The following is an 18,648-nucleotide window of genomic DNA, read 5'->3' on the forward strand; positions in this document are numbered from 1 at the left end:
TTTTCTCCAAATCAGACCGCCATACCGCGCCAGTGCTGGCGGCTCAACAGAAACCCAGAACTGAAAAGATTGAAAAGAATTTCAGTGTTTTTCATTTTTCTGGATTTATATCTTTGCCCCTGCCTTGGCTAATAATCTGATTTATATGATTTTTTCTGTTTTTTTGCGTGAGTGTAAATGACTGATAAAGTAATCATGTGTTATGATCTTTTGCGATGAAATCAAGGATGACGTGGCCTTCAGATTGATACCAATTTACAATTGACTGAAATTCTTGAAATGCGCACATTTTGAATGTGCTTGTTTATTGAATAATGGTGGCATAATGAAAATCAAAGATGGATTATTGGTTTTAATAATTACTGCATGTTCATACTTATATACATACGTATATTTTTTAGGATATTTCAGAGCAAAAAACATTCCTGAGCAGTTTATTGATATCCAGTTGATTTCAATGATAAAGGTTGGTGTTTTTTTGTTAGGGGTCTTAGGGTTAATGTCATTTTTTATTGACATGTTGACTTCGATAGGTGAGCGTGAAATAAATGAAGGCCAGACTGATGCTGTGACACTGAGTGAACCATGGAGGCTTTTCTTTAAACGAAATAGTCTAATTATCATTACAATGCTTTTGGCTATAATGGATTTTTTTCATGACCCGACAATATCAAAACTATCATTTATTGTGTTTGTATTTTGTTTTGTTTTTCTGGCTGAGTTTTCTGTTGTGCCAAAGAATGTAAATACAAAATGGTATATGCGGAGGTTTAATATTTATTTGAAATCACCTAGAGTTACTGGATCAATAAAAGCTGCTCATAAGTTTAATGTATTAACACAATTTGTATATTTAACTTGGGGCATGTCGGCATTGTTATTGATGTATTTTATTGGTGTGACCGTGGCTAATGGTGAAAAGGATACCCTCATGTGTAATGGGAAATATCATGCTTTACAAATAAACTCAGATGCAGTGCTTGTCACACGAGATTATCGGGAATTTAAGTTTATAGAGAAAACTGAATGTAGTTTTACGAATTTAAAATGAAAGTTTATACTCTCAAAAGGGGAGCTGTAATTGGAATTATGTTAGTAATGTTGAAGGCTTCGCATGGAAGCCACTTCATAACAATCTGCAACGAGTTTCACTTTAACAATTGTGGATATCCCCATACCTAATTGAAATTAATTCAACTCAACAAATTTGTAGCTATCGAATGCCATACCAAGTTCAATAAATTTGCATCGTAAATTTATCTCTTTATTCATATCAGCGATTGCGCCTCTTATCTTGGCTTTATTCTCTTTACCAGCTCTTACTCCGGCAAAAACCTTAGTAATTTGAAATCTGGAAAATTCATGGATACCCTCACGGTTACTTAATGCTCTTACTTCCTGTTCATAAGCCCATTGTTTGCTTTTAGATAGTGCAATATTCAACCCGTTCATATTACCGTCTTTGTCATATAAGGCAGGTCGCATGTCGGTATAATTAACATCGAAAGGAAGTATTATTATTGGATTTTCAGTTTTTGAAATTCGTGCAATCATTTCGGATGTATATTCAAACTCAATTGCAAAGCCTTGATGTTCGTCGGCATAATGTGCCCACATAGGAGCGGATAAATGGTCTAAACTAAAACATGTGACTGTTAAGTTATTTGACACTAAACGATGAGTTATTCCACCTACGCCTGTTTGACTCATTAAATTAAAATTTCTTTGCAATAATTTATTAGATGCCTTTTGTTCGAGTTTATAGATGCTTTTAAGTCTTTTAAAAAGTTTTTGTTTGCCTTGGGATGGAAAATATGGGTAGCAGTCAAAAGGATCGTTGAATTTTTCTGGTCTTGAATACCATAATGTACCGTTACTCAGGGTTTTTAAGCAATTTTCCATATTAAGATATTTATAGAATTTCCTATTGACTGGTCGTGTCAGGGAATGGTTGATGCCAACATTTAACATTAGATATCTCCTCTATTAAATATTCAAAGATGCTGTGAAACTGTGCATCCTAAATGCAATTTCGGTGATAATGATTGATTGCAAGTTTTTTTGATGTCAATATCATTATTCTTTTGAATTTTTGAATCCAGATGTGTCGCTTTGTTCTTCGATACTCTCTATATGAGAAACTTTAATTGCATTTGAGGCCTTGATAATTTCAAGAGCATCCTCAGTTGAAAAACCTTTTAAATCAATGATTCTTCGATCTGAGCAAATTTCTATTTTAATGCTATTTTTTCTCTGTAACATTTCAAGTGCCTTCAGTACTAATGGTGCATAGGTTTTACCACGTTCATATAGTACGCTAAGAAATTCTTTTACGGTTGATGGCTTGGCGGAGAAACAACGTACCACTCCAGCATGCAAACCCACTTCATCAAAACCATCTATGAATTTTTGCCTTAGGTCTTCTGGAACGTAAAGTTCGATAGAATCGTACCTGGCTTTTCTATCTGATGCCATAGCTGTAGCCTTACATAGTTAATGAGCTTTCTCTGTCGCCACTTTGCCGCCATTGGCATGAAATGGAGTGAGTAAGTCAGTGATTTGGAAGGGATAAAATAGCAGGCAACAAAAAACCCATCAACCTTGAACCAAAAATGGCGGGGTTGATGGGCTCCACAAATTGGGGACATCAAAGAAAAGCAGTGGCACTAGTTATGACTGCACCCTGCGTAAAAAGTTCTGCGCGTAACGAAAATTTTTTCAGCCACACGCAATCTTGAGATTTATCCGAGTCCTGGCCAGATAATGATGATCAGCGTACCTGCCAGCGTCAGCAGCACGTTTGCGATGGCGTAGGTGCCTGCATAGCCCAGCGCCGGAATATTGCTGTGCGCGGTGTCGCTGATGATCTCCATTGCCGGTGCGCAGGTGCGCGCGCCCATCATCGCGCCGAAGAGCAGGGCGCGGTTCATGCGGAGCACGTAGGCGCCGAACAGGAAGCAGATGACTACCGGTACCAGGCTGACGATAAGTCCGGAAACCAACATTTGCCAGCCGACCGCACCCAGGCCATTGCCAATGCCGCTCCCGGCGCTTAAGCCGACACCCGCCATAAAGACCATCAGACCGAACTCTTTCACCATGTTCAGCGCTCCCTGAGGGATGTAGCCGAAGGTGGGATGGTTCGCTCGCAGGAAGCCCAGCATGATCCCGGCGAACAGCAGACCGGCAGCGTTACCGATGCCGAAGCTAAAGTTACTGAACTGGAAGGTGATCATCCCGATCATCAGGCCAACAATGAAGAAGGCGCAGAAGGCTAACAGGTCCGTCACCTGACTGTGAATCGAGATAAAGCCGATACGGTCGGCAACGGTTTTAACACGTCGGGCATCGCCGCTGACCTGCAACACATCGCCTTTATTAAGCACCACGTTATCGTCGATAGGCATTTCAATCTGGCTGCGGATCACGCGGTTGAGGAAACAGCCGTGGTCGGTCAGCTTCAGCTGCGCCAGACGGCGGCCCACGGCGTTGTGGTTCTTCACCACAATCTCTTCAGTTACGATACGCATGTCCAGCAGGTCGCGGTCAAACACCTCTTTCCCGTTGCGGAAGCTCGGATCGAGACGCGCGTGGGCGTCCGGGTAGCCAACCAGAGCGATGTCATCGCCCATCTGGAGTACCGCGTCACCGTCCGGGTTTGCCAGAATGCCGTTACGACGGATACGTTCGATGTAGCAGCCGGTCTGACGGTAGATCCCCAGCTCGCGCAGGTTTTTCCCGTCGGTCCAGGCAACCAGCTCTGGCCCGACGCGGTATGCGCGGATCACCGGCAGGTATACTTTACGTTTGGAGTCCGTATCCAGACCACGCTCTCGGGCAATGGTTTGGGCGCTGGTCTGGAGATCCTGATGCTGAAGTTTTGGCAGATAGCGCGCGCCAACAATCAGGCTCACCAGACCAATCAGATAGGTCAGGGCATAGCCCAGGCTCAGGTTATCCAGCGCGGCGGAAAGCTGCGTGCCTGCCATGCCAGAATGACGAAGCGTATCCCCCGCGCCAACAAGCACCGGCGTGGAGGTCATCGAGCCTGCCAGCATACCGGCCGTTAAGCCGATGTCCCAGCCAAACAGTTTGCCCAGCCCTAACGCAATCAGCAGGGCGCTGCCGACCATCACCAGCGCCAGCATCAGATAATTTTTGCCGTCTCGGAAGAAAATGGAAAAAAAGTTCGGACCGGCTTCTACGCCAACACAGAAAATAAACAGCATGAAACCTAAGTTAAGCGCGTCCGTGTTAATACTGAAATGTTGCTGACCTAATAACAGGGAGACGACTAAAACGCCAATGGAATTACCAAGTTGAACTGAACCCAGGCGCAATTTACCCAGACAAAGGCCCAGTGCCAGTACCACAAATAATAACAGGATGTAATTCCCATTTAACAAGTCTGCGACGTTTATATTCACGGAGGCTAACTTCTTGTTTACCAGTAAGTTGTTGAATGAAAGGACTATTTGGGCTACTGTTTTCAGAGTCAGGGAATCACTTTGCACCTCCCTGCTTCCTGATAAATACCCTAAACACTAGCAGGCGGTTAGTTTAATCGTAATAGCTACCGACAGCCACCTATTATCGCACGACTTGTGTGCGTGCTTTGGCAAGGATTGCCGCAATGCTTTATCTGACTGGGCGTCCACCGGACGATTTTTGTATTTGATAGAGATAAGTCAGGAGGATAGTTTGAACTTTAAACGAAACTGGGTTGGCGTAATCAGCTGCTTTTTGCTGTTTACGGTCGTTTGCATGTCGCTTGCTTTTAATGTGAAGGGCGCCTTCAGAGCGTCCGGTCATCCCGAGCTGGGCCTGTTGTTCTTCATCCTGCCGGGGGTAGTGGCCAGTTTTCTCTCGCGCAAAGGCGAGGTGGTAATGCCGCTGCTGGGGGCCATCCTTGCGGCGCCCCTCTGCCTGCTTCTGATGCGCGTGCTGTTTCTCTCGTCGAGAAGCGTCTGGCAGGAAGTGGCGTGGCTACTAAGTGGCGTTTTCTGGTGTGCGCTGGGGGCGCTCTGTTTCTTATTTATGCGCAGCCTGCTGCAACAGCGGAAGCATCATAAATAAAAACGCCCTCAGGGTGAGGGCGTCTTAGCATTACTGAGCGGCAAACAGGCCCAGGTGCTCTTTGGCGTACGCTTCGAAATCGGTGCAGCCGCCGATGTGTTTCTGATCGAGGAAGATTTGCGGCACGGTTTCAACCGGTTTACCCACGGTTTTTTCCAGATCGGCTTTGCTGATGCCTTCCGCGTGGATATCCACGTAACGGAAGTTGAAATCATCACGTTCTTCAGTCAGTTTCTCAGCCAGCTCTTTCGCGCGCACACAGTAAGGGCATCCTGGACGACCAAAAATTACTGCAAACATTTCTCTCTCCTCAAAAAACAAGCCTGACGGCGAATAATCCCTATAGTGCACGATAACCTGCCGTCATGGAAAGAAGGTTTCACCTGTCACTTTGATACAGTCAGGCTATGTTTCGCCAATTACATCAGGTGGATCATTGCCTATACTGGCTGCCATACGTTTTACGCAATACAAAGAGAGACAAAATGACGCCAACCATTGACCTGCTTCGTTCCCACCGTTCCATTCGCCATTTCACCGATGAGCCGATCACCCAGGCGCAGCGGGACGCGATCATCGACAGCGCAAGAGGCACCTCCAGCTCCAGCTTTTTGCAGTGCAGCTCCATTATCCGCATCACCGATCCGGCGATGCGTGAGCAGCTGGTAACGCTGACGGGCGGACAAAAGCACGTTGCCCAGGCGGCTGAGTTCTGGGTGTTCTGCGCCGATTTTAACCGTCACCTGCAAATCTGTCCTGAGGCGGAGCTGGGGCTGGCGGAACAGCTGCTGCTGGGCGTGGTGGATACGGCATTGATGGCGCAAAACGCGTTCACGGCGGCGGAATCGCTGGGGCTTGGCGGCGTCTATATCGGCGGGCTGCGTAATAACATCGAAAGCGTGACGCAACTGCTGAAGCTGCCGAAACACGTGTTGCCGCTGTTTGGTCTGTGCCTCGGCTGGCCGGCGGATAACCCGGATCTGAAGCCGCGTATTCCTGCTGCGATGCTGGTGCATGAAAACCACTACCAGCCGGTCGATCAGGACGTTCTGCATCAATACGATGAAGAGCTGGCGAACTACTATCTGACGCGCGACAGCAACAACCGCCGCGATACCTGGAGCGACCATATTCGTCGCACCATCATTAAAGAAAACCGCCCGTTCATTCTTGATTACCTGCACAAACAGGGCTGGGCAACGCGATAGTCCCTTCCTCCTGCGCCTCGTGTATGATAGGCAGGCTTTTCCCATGTCTTTAGAGAGGTGCAGGGTGAAAATTGCCATATTGTCCCGGGATGGAACGCTCTATTCATGTAAACGCCTGCGAGAAGCGGCGGCGAAACGCGGACATCAGGTTGAGATCCTCGATCCGATGTCCTGCTATATGAACATCGACCCTGCGGCGTCGTCGATTCATTACAAAGGCCGCAAACTCCCGCATTTTGATGCGGTAATTCCCCGCATTGGCTCCCAGATCACCTATTACGGCACGGCCGCGCTGCGCCAGTTTGAAATGCTGGGAAGCTATCCGCTCAATGAGTCCGTGGCGATCTCACGCGCCCGCGATAAGCTGCGCTCGCTGCAACTGCTGGCGCGCCAGGGGATCGATTTGCCCGTCACCGGGATTGCTCACTCCCCGGACGACACCAGCGATTTAATCGACATGGTGGGCGGTGCGCCGCTGGTCATTAAGCTGGTGGAAGGCACGCAGGGTATTGGGGTGGTACTGGCGGAGACGCGTCAGGCGGCGGAAAGCGTGATTGATGCCTTTCGCGGTCTGAATGCCCATATTCTGGTGCAGGAGTATATTAAAGAGGCCAAAGGGTGCGACATCCGCTGCTTTGTGGTGGGCGATGAAGTGGTGGCCGCCATAGAGCGGCAGGCGAAAGAGGGCGACTTCCGCTCTAACCTGCACCGCGGCGGTATCGCGCGGGTGGCCCTTATCAGCGAGCGCGAGCGCGAGATTGCGGTGAAAGCGGCGCAGACGCTGGGCCTGGACGTGGCGGGGGTCGATCTGCTGCGTGCCGACCGCGGGCCGCTGGTGATGGAAGTTAACGCCTCGCCGGGGCTGGAAGGGGTGGAAAAAACCACAGGCGTCGATATTGCAGGTAAAATGATCGCATGGATTGAACGCCATGCGACGCCGGGATTTTGCCTGAAAACGGGCGGTTAAATGGATCGGCGCGCACTTTTTGCGTAAGCTGGACAACGTTTTTATTTAAGAGGCTGCACAGCGATGGATTTACAGGTCGTACCTACACTGGATACGTTACGTCAATGGCTCGATGATGCCGGTATTACTTTTTTCGAATGCGACTCCTGCCAGGCGCTGCATCTGCCTCACATGCAAAATTTCGATGGTATTTTTGATGCCAAAATTGATCTGATTAACGACGTGATCCTGTTCTCGGCGCTGGCTGAAGTGAAGCCTTCAGCGCTGCTTGCACTGGCATCCGATCTGTCAGCGATTAACGCCAGTTCTTTGACGGTGAAAGCGTTTCTCGACATACAGGATGATAATCTGCCGAAGCTGGTGGTTTGCCAGTCTTTATTCTCCGGCGCGGGGCTCTCCTTCAAACAGTTCGCCTGGTTTATGCGCCTGAGCGAAGAGCAAATTTCCATGGTAATGATGGAAGCCAACGCACATCACCTGCTGTATAGCGCGGAAGATGATGCCGAGAATAATGTTGCATCTTCCAATTTTCTCCACTAAGCCTGTCTGACTTTTGCGCAGTCGCTACCAGAGCGGCTGCATAACACCGCTTTTTCTGCTGCTTTTAACCTTTCTTTAAAGAATTTTTCACCTCCTCTCAGGCCGTTTCGGCTTATCACGTAGACATAATCTGCATAAAAAATTGATAAAAGGCGTTTTTTCGTCTGGGCTATAGCCGGAGACACGGGCTACAGTTATTCTTGCGGTGCTTAAAAAAGCGAGCGGAACCTGCCGGGAAGAGGGGTGTATTTTATTTCGGGCAGAGCGACAAACTATGCATGAATATTGCATATCTTCAGGCTGCACAGTTTTGGTTCGTTTGTTAACGAGCTTTCAGAAGGAATAACAATATGATCGCCTTGAATAAAAAATGGTTATCGGGTCTGGTTGCGGGTGCTCTGATGGCCGTCTCTGCCGGCACGCTCGCTGCGGAACAAAAAACGCTGCACGTCTATAACTGGTCTGACTATATTGCGCCGGACACCGTCGCGAATTTTGAAAAAGAGACCGGCATTAAGGTTGTCTACGACGTATTCGATTCCAACGAAGTACTGGAAGGCAAACTGATGGCGGGCAGTACCGGTTTCGACCTGGTGGTGCCCTCTGCAAGCTTCCTGGAGCGTCAGCTGACCGCCGGTGTCTTCCAGCCGCTGGACAAGAACAAGTTATCGAACTGGAAAAATCTTGACCCGGAAGTGCTGAAGCTGGTGGCGAAGCATGATCCGGACAACAAATACGCCATGCCTTACCTGTGGGCGACCACCGGTATTGGCTTTAACGTGGATAAAGTCAAAGCGGCGCTGGGCCCGGACGTCAAGCTGGACAGCTGGGACGTGGTGCTGAAGCCGGAAAACCTCGAGAAGCTGAAAAGCTGCGGCGTCTCTTTCCTCGATGCGCCGGAAGAGATTTTCGCCACCGTGCTTAACTATCTCGGCAAAGATCCAAACAGCAGCAAGGCCGACGACTACACCGGTCCGGCGACCGACCTGCTATTGAAGCTGCGTCCGAATATTCGCTACTTCCACTCCTCTCAGTACATCAACGACCTGGCTAACGGGGATATCTGCGTGGCCATCGGCTGGGCGGGTGACGTCTGGCAGGCGGCGAACCGTGCGAAAGAGGCGAAAAACGGTGTGAATGTTTCCTACTTCATTCCGAAGGAGGGGGCGCTGGCGTTCTTCGACGTCTTCGCGATGCCGGCTGATGCGAAAAACAAAGAGGAAGCGTATCAGTTCCTCAACTACCTGATGCGTCCGGAAGTGATTGCCCACATCAGCGACCACGTCTACTACGCCAACGGTAACAAGGCCTCCGTGCCGCTGGTGAGCGAAGAAATCCGCAATAATCCGGCGATCTACCCGCCAGCCGATGTGTTTGCCAAGCTCTTCACCCTGAAAGTGCAGGAACCGAAAATTGACCGTGTGCGTACCCGCGCGTGGACGAAGGTGAAAAGCGGTAAGTAACGGCGTTTGATATCGTTGCCCGGTGGCGCTGTCGCTTACCGGGCCGACAAATCCCGTAGGCCGGGCAAGCGTTAGCGCCGCCCGGCGATACGCACCCTGACGGTGCGTTTGCACCAGTGTTGATCTATGCCGGAGAGCACCCCGTGAATGACGCGATCCCCCGCCCGCAGGCGAAAGTCCGTAAAGCGCTGACCCCGCTTCTTGAAATTCGAAACCTCACCAAATCCTTCGACGGCCAGCATGCCGTGGACGATGTCAGCCTGACGATCTACAAAGGTGAAATATTTGCTTTGCTCGGCGCATCCGGCTGCGGTAAATCGACCCTGCTGCGCATGCTGGCCGGGTTTGAACAACCTACCGCCGGGCAGATCGTGCTGGATGGGGTAGACCTCTCCAGCGTGCCGCCGTACCAGCGGCCCATTAACATGATGTTCCAGTCCTATGCCCTGTTCCCGCACATGACCGTCGAGCAGAACATCGCCTTCGGCCTGAAGCAGGACAAACTGCCGAAAGCCGAAATCACCGCGCGCGTGGCGGAGATGCTGAGCCTGGTGCACATGCAGGAGTTCGCGAAGCGTAAGCCGCATCAGCTTTCCGGTGGCCAGCGTCAGCGCGTGGCGCTGGCAAGAAGTCTGGCGAAGCGTCCAAAATTACTCCTGCTCGACGAGCCGATGGGCGCGCTGGATAAAAAGCTGCGCGACCGGATGCAGCTGGAAGTGGTGGATATCCTTGAGCGCGTAGGGGTGACCTGCGTGATGGTGACGCACGACCAGGAAGAGGCGATGACCATGGCCGGGCGCATTGCGATCATGAATCGCGGTAAGTTCGTGCAGATCGGCGAGCCGGAGGAGATTTACGAACACCCGACAACCCGCTACAGCGCGGAGTTCATCGGCTCGGTAAACGTCTTCGAAGGGCTGCTGAAGGAACGCCATGACGACGGTCTGGTGATTGAATCGCCGGGGCTGGTGCACCCGCTTAAGGTTGATTCTGATAATTCCGTGGTGGACAACGTGCCGGTTTACGTTGCCCTGCGCCCGGAAAAAATCATGCTTTGCGATGAGCCGCCCGCCGATGGCTATAACTTTGCCGTGGGCGAAGTGGTACACATCGCCTATCTCGGCGATCTGTCGATTTACCATGTCCGCCTGAAAAGCGGCCAGATGCTCAGCGCCCAGTTACAGAACGAACACCGGTATCGCAAGGGACAGCCAACCTGGGGCGACGAAGTGAGCCTGTGCTGGGATGCGGACAGTTGCGTAGTCCTGACGGTATAAGGAGCGGTCATGAGCACACTTGAACCTCCAGCCCGCGTCAAAAAACCGGGCGGTTTCTCGCACTGGCTGGCGCGCGTGCAGATGGCGCATGGCCGCAAGCTGGTCATCGCCATGCCCTATATCTGGCTGATCCTGCTGTTTCTGCTGCCGTTCCTGATCGTCTTTAAGATCAGCCTGGCGGAGATGGCGCGGGCGATCCCGCCGTATACCGATCTGTGGGAGTGGGCCGACGGGCAACTGACGCTGACCTTAAACCTTGGGAATTTCCTGCAACTGACTGAGGATCCGCTCTATTTCGAAGCCTATTTACAGTCGTTACAGGTTGCGGCGATCTCAACGATCTGCTGCTTGTTGATGGGCTACCCGCTGGCGTGGGCAGTGGCGCACAGCAAGCCGTCGACGCGAAATATTTTACTGCTGTTGGTCATTTTACCGTCGTGGACATCTTTCCTGATCCGCGTGTACGCGTGGATGGGGATCCTGAAGAATAACGGCATACTGAATAACTTCCTGCTGTGGCTTGGGGTGATCGACCAGCCGCTGACGATCCTGCATACCAACCTTGCGGTGTATATCGGGATTGTCTATGCCTATCTGCCGTTTATGGTGCTGCCAATCTACACGGCGCTGACGCGAATCGATTACTCGCTGGTGGAAGCCTCGCTGGATCTCGGCGCACGCCCATTGAAGACGTTCTTCAGCGTCATTGTGCCGCTCACAAAAGGCGGGATCATCGCCGGATCGATGCTGGTGTTTATCCCGGCGGTCGGGGAGTTTGTGATCCCCGAACTGCTCGGCGGCCCGGACAGCATCATGATTGGCCGCGTGCTGTGGCAGGAGTTCTTCAATAACCGCGACTGGCCGGTGGCCTCGGCGGTGGCGATTGTCATGTTACTGCTGCTGATCGTGCCGATCATGTGGTTCCACAAACATCAGCAGAAACAGATGGGAGACCACGGATGAACAACTTACCGGTAGTACGCTCCCCGTGGCGAATTCTGATCCTGATTATCGGCTTTACCTTCCTGTACGCGCCGATGCTGATGCTGGTGATCTACTCGTTCAACAGCTCTAAGCTGGTCACCGTCTGGGCGGGCTGGTCGACGCGCTGGTACAGCGAGCTGTTCCACGATGATGCGATGATGAGCGCGGTGGGGCTGAGCCTGACCATTGCGGCGCTGGCGGCGACGATGGCCTGCGTGCTGGGCACGATTGCCGCGCTGGTGATGGTGCGCTTCGGCCGTTTTCGCGGAGCAAATGGTTTTGCGTTTATGATCACCGCCCCGCTGGTCATGCCGGACGTCATCACCGGTCTGTCGCTGCTCCTGCTGTTTGTCGCGCTGGCGCACGCCATCGGCTGGCCAGCGGATCGCGGGATGCTCACCATCTGGCTGGCGCACGTCACCTTCTGTACGGCGTATGTGGCGGTGGTCATCTCCTCGCGGCTGCGCGAGCTGGATCGCTCCATTGAAGAGGCGGCGATGGATCTCGGCGCCACGCCGCTGAAGGTCTTTTTCATCATTACGCTGCCGATGATTATGCCGGCGGTGATCTCCGGCTGGCTGCTGGCGTTCACGCTCTCGCTCGACGATCTGGTTATCGCCAGCTTTGTGTCGGGGCCGGGCGCGACGACGCTGCCGATGCTGGTCTTCTCCAGCGTGCGCATGGGGGTGAATCCGGAGATTAATGCCCTGGCCTCCATCATCCTCGGCGTGGTCGGAATTGTCGGATTTATCGCCTGGTATTTGATGGCGCGCGCGGAAAAGCAGCGCGTGCGCGATATCCAGCGTGCAAGACGCGGCTGAAGGAATTATTATTTCCAGTGATGTGCCGCGTATGACGCGGCACTGTTTTTCAGGGAAGTAAAAACATTGGGATTCTTGCAAAAAACACGTCATTCGCACGCCCGTCCGAACGTCCCTGCGCTGGTGCAGGTGGCGGCGCTCGCCATTATTATGATCCGCTGCCTGGATGTGCTGATGATTATGAACACGCTGGGCCCGCGAGGCATGGGGGAGTTCATTCACCGCAGCGCGCAGACGTGGAATCTGACGCTGGTGTTTCTCAGCAGCCTGATGCTGGTGTTTATTGAGATCTACTGTGCGTTCTCGCTGGTAAAGGGGCGCAACTGGGCGCGCTGGGTATATTTTCTTACGCAGATCACCGCCGCCAGCTATCTGTGGGCCGCCTCGCTGGGCTATGGCTATCCGGAGCTATTCAGCATTCCCGGCGGCTCCCGCCGCGAGATTTTCCATTCCTTAGTGATGCAAAAATTGCCGGACATGCTGGTGCTCTGCCTGCTCTATGTTCCCGCCTCCAGTCGGCGGTTCTTCCGCCTGCAATAATGTGTATAATCGCAGCCCTCGTGATTCTTAAGGTTTTCATATGCAGTGCGCACTCTATGACGCCGGACGCTGCCGCTCCTGTCAGTGGATAGAACAGCCGGTCCCTCAACAACTCACCGCCAAAATGGCCGACCTGCAACAGCTGCTGGCAGCACACGCGGTGGGCGAGTGGTGCGCACCCGTCAGCGGGCCGGAGCAGGGCTTTCGTAATAAAGCCAAAATGGTGGTCAGCGGCAGCGTCGAAAAGCCGCTGCTGGGCATGCTGCACCGTGACGGCACGCCCGTCGATCTCACCGGCTGTCCGCTGTATCCCGCCTCGTTTGAGCCGGTGTTTACCGCCCTGAAACCCTTTATCGCCCGCGCGGGGTTAACGCCCTATAACGTTGCCCGCAGGCGCGGCGAGCTGAAATACCTTCTGCTGACCGAAAGCCAAATCGACGGCGGGATGATGCTGCGCTTTGTGCTGCGTTCGGAAACCAAACTGGAGCAGCTTCGCGCGGTGTTGCCGTGGCTGCAGGAACAGCTTCCGCAGCTCAAGGTCATTACCGCTAATATTCAGCCGGTGCATATGGCGATCATGGAAGGAGAGAAAGAGATTTTCTTCACCGAACAGCATGCGCTGGCGGAGAATTTCAACGGCGTGCCGCTGTGGATCCGTCCGCAAAGCTTCTTCCAGACTAACCCCACCGTCGCCAGCACGCTGTACGCGACCGCGCGCGACTGGGTGCGTGCGTTACAGGTTCATCACATGTGGGATCTGTTCTGCGGCGTCGGCGGCTTTGGCCTGCACTGTGCCACGCCAGACATGCAGCTCACCGGGATTGAAATTTCTGCGGAGGCCATCGCCTGCGCGAAACAGTCCGCCGCGGAGCTGGGGCTGACGAATCTGCACTTCCAGGCGCTGGACTCGACCCGGTTCGCCACCGGCCAGGGCAACGTGCCGGAGCTGGTGCTGGTGAACCCGCCGCGCCGGGGTATCGGCCAGGCGCTCTGCGACTACCTGAGCCAGATGGCGCCGGAGTACATCGTCTACTCCAGCTGTAACGCGCAGACCATGGTGAAGGATATCGCCAGCCTGCCGGGCTACCGCATTGCGCGCGTTCAGCTCTTTGATATGTTCCCGCACACTGCGCATTACGAAGTGCTGACGTTGCTCGTGAAATCTTAAACAAAATGTGAACTCTTCCCCCGCTCGAAATCAGGTAAGCTTACGTCATAACAAATGATTGAAGGCTTACCCATGAAGCAGATCCTGCTGGTAGAAGACGACCACGATATCGCTGCACTCCTGCGTCTTAACCTGGAAGATGAAGGCTACGCCATTACCCACGAGCCGGACGGGGGAAAGGCGTTACTGCTTCTGGAAAAACAGCCGTGGGACGCGGTGATCCTCGATCTGATGCTGCCGAATGTTGATGGTCTGGAGATTTGCCGCCGTATCCGCCAGATGACCCGCTACCTGCCCATTATCATCATTAGCGCCCGCAGCAGTGAAACTGACCGTATTACCGGCCTGGAAACCGGGGCGGATGATTATCTGGCAAAACCTTTCTCGGTGCAGGAGCTGATTGCCCGCATTAAGGCGCTGTTCCGCCGACAGCAGGCGATGGGCCAGGCGCAGACGGACGGCATTATTCAGGCGCACGGTCTGACTATCGATCCGCTGGCGCGCACCGTGCGTCTTAACGGTCAACACGTCGATCTCACCCCGCGTGAATTTGAACTGCTCTATTTTTTTGCCCGCCATCCCGGAGAGGTCTTTTCACGGCTGGCATTGCTGGAGCAGGTGTGGGGGTATCAGCACGAAGGCTACGAACACACCGTCAACACCCATATTAACCGCCTGCGCATCAAAATAGAGAAAGATGCCGCCGAGCCGGAGATCGTTCGCACCGTCTGGGGTAAAGGCTACAAATTTGCGGAGCAGAATCATGATGCGTCGCTTTAGCCTGAGCCAGCGCCTGACGCTGCTGTTTACGGTGTTACTGTTGCTCTGCGCCACCGTCGCCTGTGCGGTGCAGCTCTACGTTAGCATGCAGTACGGCAATGCGATGGTGCAGCGTCTCTCAGGCGGGCTGGCGCAGCAGATTGCGCAGCGGGAAGCGATTCTGGATTCGCAGGGCAGGGTGGATCGCAGCGCCTTAAAGCCGCTGTTCGACCGGCTGATGACCTTTAATCCGAGCGTCGAGCTGTATGTTGTCTCGCCTGATGGCGATATCCTGGCCGATGCCGCCCCGCCGGGGCACATTCAGCGGCAAAAAATTGACCTCGCGCCGATACAGAATTTCCTGAGCGGGACGGTGATGCCGGTGTTTGGCGACGATCCCCGAAGCCAGAATAAGAAAGTCTTCAGCGCCACCCCGCTGCGACAGGACGGCGAGCTGAAGGGGTATCTGTACATTATTTTGCAGGGGGAGGAGTCCAACGCGCTGGCGGAGATGGCCTGGCACAAAGCGCTCTGGAGTACGGCGCTGTGGTCGATGCTGCTGGTGGCGCTGTTTGGTCTGCTGGCGGGGCTGCTGCTTTGGTACTGGGTGACGCGCCCGGTTAAACAGCTCACGCTGGACGTGGCCGGGCTGGAGCAGGACAGCATCAGCGCGATTAAGCAGCTGGCGGCCCAGCCGCTCGAGCCTGCCGGCCAGGATGAAGTGGCGATCCTGCGCAATACCTTTATCGAGCTGGCGCGCAAAATCACCTCTCAGTGGGATCGGCTGGCCGACAGCGACCGCCAGCGCCGGGAGTTTATCGCCAACATTTCGCACGACTTACGCACCCCGTTGACGTCGCTGCTGGGTTATCTGGAAACGCTGTCGCTGAAATCCGCCACGCTGTCGCCGCAGGAGCATCAGCAGTACCTCGCTACCGCGCTGCGTCAGGGGCAAAAGGTACGCCATCTGTCGCAGCAGCTGTTCGAGCTGGCGCGTCTTGAGCACGGCGGCATCAAGCCCCAGCGCGAGCGTTTTGCCATGGCTGAACTGATTTCCGACGTGGCGCAGAAGTTTGAACTTACCGCCCGCACGCGCGAGGTGAACCTGCGTATTGATGTGCCGGGGCGATTGCCGCTGGTGAACGCCGACGTGTCGATGATCGAGCGCGTGGTCACTAATCTTCTGGATAACGCCATCCGTCATACGCCGAGCGGCGGAGAAATTCGTCTGGCGGTCTGGCAGGAGAATGAACGACTTCAGGTCGAAGTGGCAGACAATGGTACGGGCGTAGATGCCTCGCTGCGCGACGATTTGTTCCAGCGACCGTCAGCGTTAAATCCTCAGGCGTCGCGGGAGAACCGTGGGGGATTAGGGCTGTTAATCGTGAAGAGAATGCTGGAGCTGCACGGTGGCGGGATCAGGCTGATGGAGTCCGTGAGCGGGGCGCGGTTCAGGTTCTTTGTGCCGCTATGAGAAATTGCCGGGTGGCGCTGCGCTTTCCCGGCCTACAGACCACCCCCGTAGGCCAGACCGCCCGGCAAAAAGAGATTACTGCGGGAACCACTGCTCGCTGATTTTCTGGTATGTGCCGTCAGCTTTGATCGCTTTCAGCGCGCCGTTCAGTTTTTCCAGCAGGGCTTTGTTATCCGGACGTACCGCGATGCCGAGGCCGGTACCAAAGTACTGCGGATCGGTCACTTTCTCCGTCGCTGTACCCAGCTGCGGGTTGGTTTTCAGCCACTCATTCACCACCGCGGTGTCGCCAAATACGCCATCGATACGGCCATTTTTCAGGTCGATAATTGCGTTCTGGTAGCTGTCATAGGCCACGGTTTTCACTTCAGGATGCTTGTCCTGGAGATATTTCTGGTGCGTGGTGCCGTTTTCCATGCCGATGCGCTTGCCTTTCAGTTCGTCGAAAGACTTATAAGCTCCTTTCTTCGCAATCACTACCGCAGAGTTCGCGTAGTACGGGTCGGTAAACGCGACCTGCTTGCTGCGCTCTGGGGTGATATCCATGCCGGAGATCACCGCATCGTATTTTTTAAATTTCAGGGACGGGATCAGGCTGTCAAACGCGTGGTTAGTAAAGGTGCAGTCGGCCTGCATCTGCTTGCACAGCGCTTTCGCCAGGTCAATGTCAAAGCCGACGATCTGGTTGCTGGCATCCAGCGATTCAAACGGCGGATAGGTGGCAGAAACGCCAAAATTGATTTTATCTGCGGCGGATGCGCCTGCGGCGAAGGTTGCGAGTAATGCGGCCAGAACTAACTTTTTCATTGTAATGCTCCCGTCTGTCTTATTTATGCGCCGTGTCTGCGGCCTGGATATACAATGCCATCTACTGAATTTATATGCAATAAAAATGATTAAATATTACCTTTGTTGCAAAAAAAAGCGGATAACCCATCAGGTTACCCGCTCAATGAATACCGTTTTATGCATTGGCGTGATTAATTCCTGCGCTCAAACGCCAGCGCCTTACGCTCGATAAGACGCATCATCAGCGTCAGCAGACCGTTGACCACCAGATAGACCAGACCCGCCGCACCGAACACCATCACGTCGTAGGTACGTCCGTACAGCAGCTGCCCGTAGCCCATCACTTCCATCAGGGTGATGGTGTAGGCCAGAGAGGTGCTTTTGAACACCAGAACGACTTCATTGGAATAGGAAGAGAGCGCACGCTTAAAGGCGTATGGCAGCAGGATCGCCAGCGTGTCCTTCTTGCTCATGCCCAGCGCACCGCAGGACTGCCACTGGCCTTCCGGGATCGCGCGGATCGCGCCGTAAAACAGCTGCGTGGTATAGGCCGCGCTGTTCAGTGAGAGAGCTATCAGGGCGCAGAGCCATGGCTCAGAGAGCAAATGCCAGATAACCGGATATTCCTGTAACGACGGGAACTGCCCTGGACCGTAGTAAATCAGGAAGATCTGCACCAGCAGCGGCGTACCGGTAAAGAGCGTAATGTAGCCACGGACAATCCACACCAGCACCGGCGTTTTCAGCGTCAGGACGATGGTGAAGAACAGCGCCAGGATCAGCGCTACGATGATAGACGCAACGGTCAGCGTCAGGCTGGTGTGCAGCCCTTTCATCAGTTCGGGTAAATAATCCAGCATCAGCCTGGTCTCCGTTCAAAACGCGTTGCGCGCAGATCAATACGCTTCAGAACGTACTGGCTCAGCAACGTGATCACCAGGTAGATAGCCGCCGCGACGATGTACCAGGTAAATGGCTCCTGCGTACGGGTGGCGATACTTTTGGTTTGCAGCATCAAATCGTTCACGCTGATCAGGCTCACCAGCGCGGTATCTTTCAGCAGTACCAGCCACTGGTTGCCCAGCCCTGGCAGGGCATGACGCCACATCTGCGGCATCACCAGGCGGAAGAAGATCGCCGCTTTCGACAGGCCGAGCGCCTGACCGGATTCCCACTGTCCCTGCGGTACCGCTTTCAGCGCGCCGCGCAGCGTTTGTGACGCATAGGCCGAATAGAGCAGGGAGAGCGCAATTACGCCGCACAGGAACGGACTGACGTCGAAGTTCTCAATCTGCATTTGCACCGGGATCTGCGCAAAGCCGAGATTAATCGTAAAGCCGTCCGACAGCGTTAACAGCAGCTGTGAGGAGCCGAAATAGATAAACAGAACCACCAGAATTTCCGGCAGTCCACGCAGCACAGTTACCAGCGCTGAACCGAGCCATGCGACAGGGCGCCACTTAACGGACTCCCACACCGCAAAGAACATCGCCAGTACGAGGCCGATAATCAGTGCACAAACGGCAAGGCCGACGGTCATCCCGGCGGCGCTTGCTAAAGGAAAAATTTCATTCATCAGGAA

At 53.5% G+C, this 18,648-nt stretch carries 20 protein-coding genes; 13 read left to right on the top strand and 7 right to left on the bottom strand.

Annotated elements, in window-relative coordinates; translation table 11 throughout:
- The first annotated feature begins 325 nt into the window (after positions 1-325).
- Positions 326-1,051: a hypothetical protein gene (locus tag L3069_RS07015; RefSeq protein WP_023305770.1), complete on the top strand. Its 726-nt coding sequence runs from the start codon at positions 326-328 to the stop codon at positions 1,049-1,051.
- A gap of 137 nt (positions 1,052-1,188) precedes the next feature.
- On the opposite strand, the gene L3069_RS07020 is transcribed toward L3069_RS07015, so the two are convergent.
- From L3069_RS07020 to L3069_RS07030, 3 genes are all read right to left on the bottom strand, one after another.
- Positions 1,189-1,971, bottom strand: a complete 783-nt coding sequence (locus tag L3069_RS07020; RefSeq protein ID WP_063135929.1) for a DUF2971 domain-containing protein — start codon at positions 1,969-1,971, stop codon at positions 1,189-1,191.
- Positions 1,972-2,076: 105 nt separating this feature from the next.
- Positions 2,077-2,475, bottom strand: coding sequence for a hypothetical protein (locus L3069_RS07025; protein WP_038415743.1), 399 nt, complete (start codon positions 2,473-2,475; stop codon positions 2,077-2,079).
- 266 nt (positions 2,476-2,741) lie between these two features.
- The gene (locus tag L3069_RS07030) at positions 2,742-4,427 is read right to left on the bottom strand and encodes an aspartate:alanine antiporter (protein WP_032676350.1); all 1,686 of its coding nucleotides are present in this window, start codon (positions 4,425-4,427) and stop codon (positions 2,742-2,744) included.
- Between the two features lie 274 nt (positions 4,428-4,701).
- On the opposite strand from L3069_RS07030, the gene L3069_RS07035 reads away from it, so the two are divergent.
- Positions 4,702-5,076, top strand: coding sequence for an inner membrane protein YbjM (locus tag L3069_RS07035; protein WP_023299682.1), 375 nt, complete (start codon positions 4,702-4,704; stop codon positions 5,074-5,076).
- Positions 5,077-5,106: 30 nt separating this feature from the next.
- Here the strand turns inward: L3069_RS07035 and L3069_RS07040 are convergent, their stop codons facing one another.
- Positions 5,107-5,376 carry a GrxA family glutaredoxin gene (locus tag L3069_RS07040; RefSeq protein ID WP_014169305.1) on the bottom strand — a complete coding sequence of 90 codons (270 nt, stop codon included), beginning with the start codon at positions 5,374-5,376 and terminating at the stop codon, positions 5,107-5,109.
- 185 nt (positions 5,377-5,561) lie between these two features.
- On the opposite strand from L3069_RS07040, the gene nfsA reads away from it, so the two are divergent.
- The 11 genes from nfsA (at position 5,562) to L3069_RS07095 (ending at position 16,277) form a co-directional block, all read left to right on the top strand.
- Positions 5,562-6,284, top strand: a complete 723-nt coding sequence (nfsA, locus tag L3069_RS07045; RefSeq protein ID WP_023299683.1) for a nitroreductase NfsA — start codon at positions 5,562-5,564, stop codon at positions 6,282-6,284.
- A gap of 64 nt (positions 6,285-6,348) precedes the next feature.
- Positions 6,349-7,251 carry a 30S ribosomal protein S6--L-glutamate ligase gene (rimK, locus tag L3069_RS07050; protein WP_032621711.1) on the top strand — a complete coding sequence of 301 codons (903 nt, stop codon included), beginning with the start codon at positions 6,349-6,351 and terminating at the stop codon, positions 7,249-7,251.
- A 63-nt stretch (positions 7,252-7,314) separates the two neighbouring features.
- The gene (locus L3069_RS07055) at positions 7,315-7,791 is read left to right on the top strand and encodes a YbjN domain-containing protein (protein WP_126509584.1); all 477 of its coding nucleotides are present in this window, start codon (positions 7,315-7,317) and stop codon (positions 7,789-7,791) included.
- A 350-nt stretch (positions 7,792-8,141) separates the two neighbouring features.
- Positions 8,142-9,254, top strand: coding sequence for a spermidine/putrescine ABC transporter substrate-binding protein PotF (potF, locus tag L3069_RS07060; RefSeq protein WP_022647572.1), 1,113 nt, complete (start codon positions 8,142-8,144; stop codon positions 9,252-9,254).
- 143 nt (positions 9,255-9,397) lie between these two features.
- On the top strand, positions 9,398-10,531 hold the full coding sequence (gene potG, locus L3069_RS07065; protein WP_023299684.1) for a putrescine ABC transporter ATP-binding subunit PotG: 1,134 nt from the start codon (positions 9,398-9,400) through the stop codon (positions 10,529-10,531).
- A gap of 9 nt (positions 10,532-10,540) precedes the next feature.
- Complete coding sequence (potH, locus tag L3069_RS07070) at positions 10,541-11,494, top strand: putrescine ABC transporter permease PotH (protein WP_022647573.1); 954 nt, start codon at positions 10,541-10,543, stop codon at positions 11,492-11,494.
- The gene (gene potI / locus L3069_RS07075) at positions 11,491-12,336 is read left to right on the top strand and encodes a putrescine ABC transporter permease PotI (protein ID WP_022647574.1); all 846 of its coding nucleotides are present in this window, start codon (positions 11,491-11,493) and stop codon (positions 12,334-12,336) included. The genes potH and potI overlap by 4 nt, the downstream gene beginning before the upstream one ends.
- A 42-nt stretch (positions 12,337-12,378) precedes the next feature.
- Positions 12,379-12,876 (top strand): YbjO family protein, encoded by a 498-nt coding sequence (locus tag L3069_RS07080; RefSeq protein ID WP_087878582.1) that lies wholly within the window; start codon positions 12,379-12,381, stop codon positions 12,874-12,876.
- Positions 12,877-12,916: 40 nt separating this feature from the next.
- Positions 12,917-14,044, top strand: a complete 1,128-nt coding sequence (rlmC, locus tag L3069_RS07085; protein ID WP_038415744.1) for a 23S rRNA (uracil(747)-C(5))-methyltransferase RlmC — start codon at positions 12,917-12,919, stop codon at positions 14,042-14,044.
- A gap of 72 nt (positions 14,045-14,116) precedes the next feature.
- Complete coding sequence (locus L3069_RS07090; RefSeq protein WP_038417008.1) at positions 14,117-14,824, top strand: response regulator transcription factor; 708 nt, start codon at positions 14,117-14,119, stop codon at positions 14,822-14,824.
- Entirely contained in the window at positions 14,808-16,277 is a 1,470-nt protein-coding gene (locus tag L3069_RS07095) for a sensor histidine kinase KdpD (protein WP_032624570.1), read from the top strand. Before L3069_RS07090 ends, L3069_RS07095 begins: the two co-directional genes overlap by 17 nt.
- Positions 16,278-16,352: 75 nt before the next feature.
- Here the strand turns inward: L3069_RS07095 and artJ are convergent, their stop codons facing one another.
- The 3 genes from artJ to artQ form a co-directional block, all read right to left on the bottom strand.
- Complete coding sequence (gene artJ, locus L3069_RS07100; RefSeq protein ID WP_015571008.1) at positions 16,353-17,084, bottom strand: arginine ABC transporter substrate-binding protein ArtJ; 732 nt, start codon at positions 17,082-17,084, stop codon at positions 16,353-16,355.
- Positions 17,085-17,257: 173 nt separating this feature from the next.
- Entirely contained in the window at positions 17,258-17,926 is a 669-nt protein-coding gene (gene artM / locus L3069_RS07105) for an arginine ABC transporter permease ArtM (RefSeq protein ID WP_038415745.1), read from the bottom strand.
- The gene (gene artQ / locus L3069_RS07110) at positions 17,926-18,642 is read right to left on the bottom strand and encodes an arginine ABC transporter permease ArtQ (RefSeq protein ID WP_003858367.1); all 717 of its coding nucleotides are present in this window, start codon (positions 18,640-18,642) and stop codon (positions 17,926-17,928) included. The genes artM and artQ overlap by 1 nt, the downstream gene beginning before the upstream one ends.
- Positions 18,643-18,648: the final 6 nt, after the last annotated feature.

It is taken from the genome of Enterobacter cloacae complex sp. ECL411 (assembly GCF_021869665.1).
GTDB classification, from domain to species: domain Bacteria; phylum Pseudomonadota; class Gammaproteobacteria; order Enterobacterales; family Enterobacteriaceae; genus Enterobacter; species Enterobacter intestinihominis.

What these genes read in the sequence shown, in the direction of transcription:
- L3069_RS07015 (WP_023305770.1), top strand. Translation starts at nt 326, where the DNA reads ATGAAAATCAAAGATGGATTATTGGTTTTAATAATTACTGCATGTTCA.
- L3069_RS07020 (WP_063135929.1), bottom strand. Translation starts at nt 1,971, where the DNA reads ATGTTAAATGTTGGCATCAACCATTCCCTGACACGACCAGTCAATAGG.
- L3069_RS07025 (WP_038415743.1), bottom strand. Translation starts at nt 2,475, where the DNA reads ATGGCATCAGATAGAAAAGCCAGGTACGATTCTATCGAACTTTACGTT.
- L3069_RS07040 (WP_014169305.1), bottom strand. Translation starts at nt 5,376, where the DNA reads ATGTTTGCAGTAATTTTTGGTCGTCCAGGATGCCCTTACTGTGTGCGC.
- nfsA (WP_023299683.1), top strand. Translation starts at nt 5,562, where the DNA reads ATGACGCCAACCATTGACCTGCTTCGTTCCCACCGTTCCATTCGCCAT.
- L3069_RS07055 (WP_126509584.1), top strand. Translation starts at nt 7,315, where the DNA reads ATGGATTTACAGGTCGTACCTACACTGGATACGTTACGTCAATGGCTC.
- potF (WP_022647572.1), top strand. Translation starts at nt 8,142, where the DNA reads ATGATCGCCTTGAATAAAAAATGGTTATCGGGTCTGGTTGCGGGTGCT.
- potH (WP_022647573.1), top strand. Translation starts at nt 10,541, where the DNA reads ATGAGCACACTTGAACCTCCAGCCCGCGTCAAAAAACCGGGCGGTTTC.
- potI (WP_022647574.1), top strand. Translation starts at nt 11,491, where the DNA reads ATGAACAACTTACCGGTAGTACGCTCCCCGTGGCGAATTCTGATCCTG.
- rlmC (WP_038415744.1), top strand. Translation starts at nt 12,917, where the DNA reads ATGCAGTGCGCACTCTATGACGCCGGACGCTGCCGCTCCTGTCAGTGG.
- L3069_RS07090 (WP_038417008.1), top strand. Translation starts at nt 14,117, where the DNA reads ATGAAGCAGATCCTGCTGGTAGAAGACGACCACGATATCGCTGCACTC.
- L3069_RS07095 (WP_032624570.1), top strand. Translation starts at nt 14,808, where the DNA reads ATGATGCGTCGCTTTAGCCTGAGCCAGCGCCTGACGCTGCTGTTTACG.
- artJ (WP_015571008.1), bottom strand. Translation starts at nt 17,084, where the DNA reads ATGAAAAAGTTAGTTCTGGCCGCATTACTCGCAACCTTCGCCGCAGGC.
- artM (WP_038415745.1), bottom strand. Translation starts at nt 17,926, where the DNA reads ATGCTGGATTATTTACCCGAACTGATGAAAGGGCTGCACACCAGCCTG.
- artQ (WP_003858367.1), bottom strand. Translation starts at nt 18,642, where the DNA reads ATGAATGAAATTTTTCCTTTAGCAAGCGCCGCCGGGATGACCGTCGGC.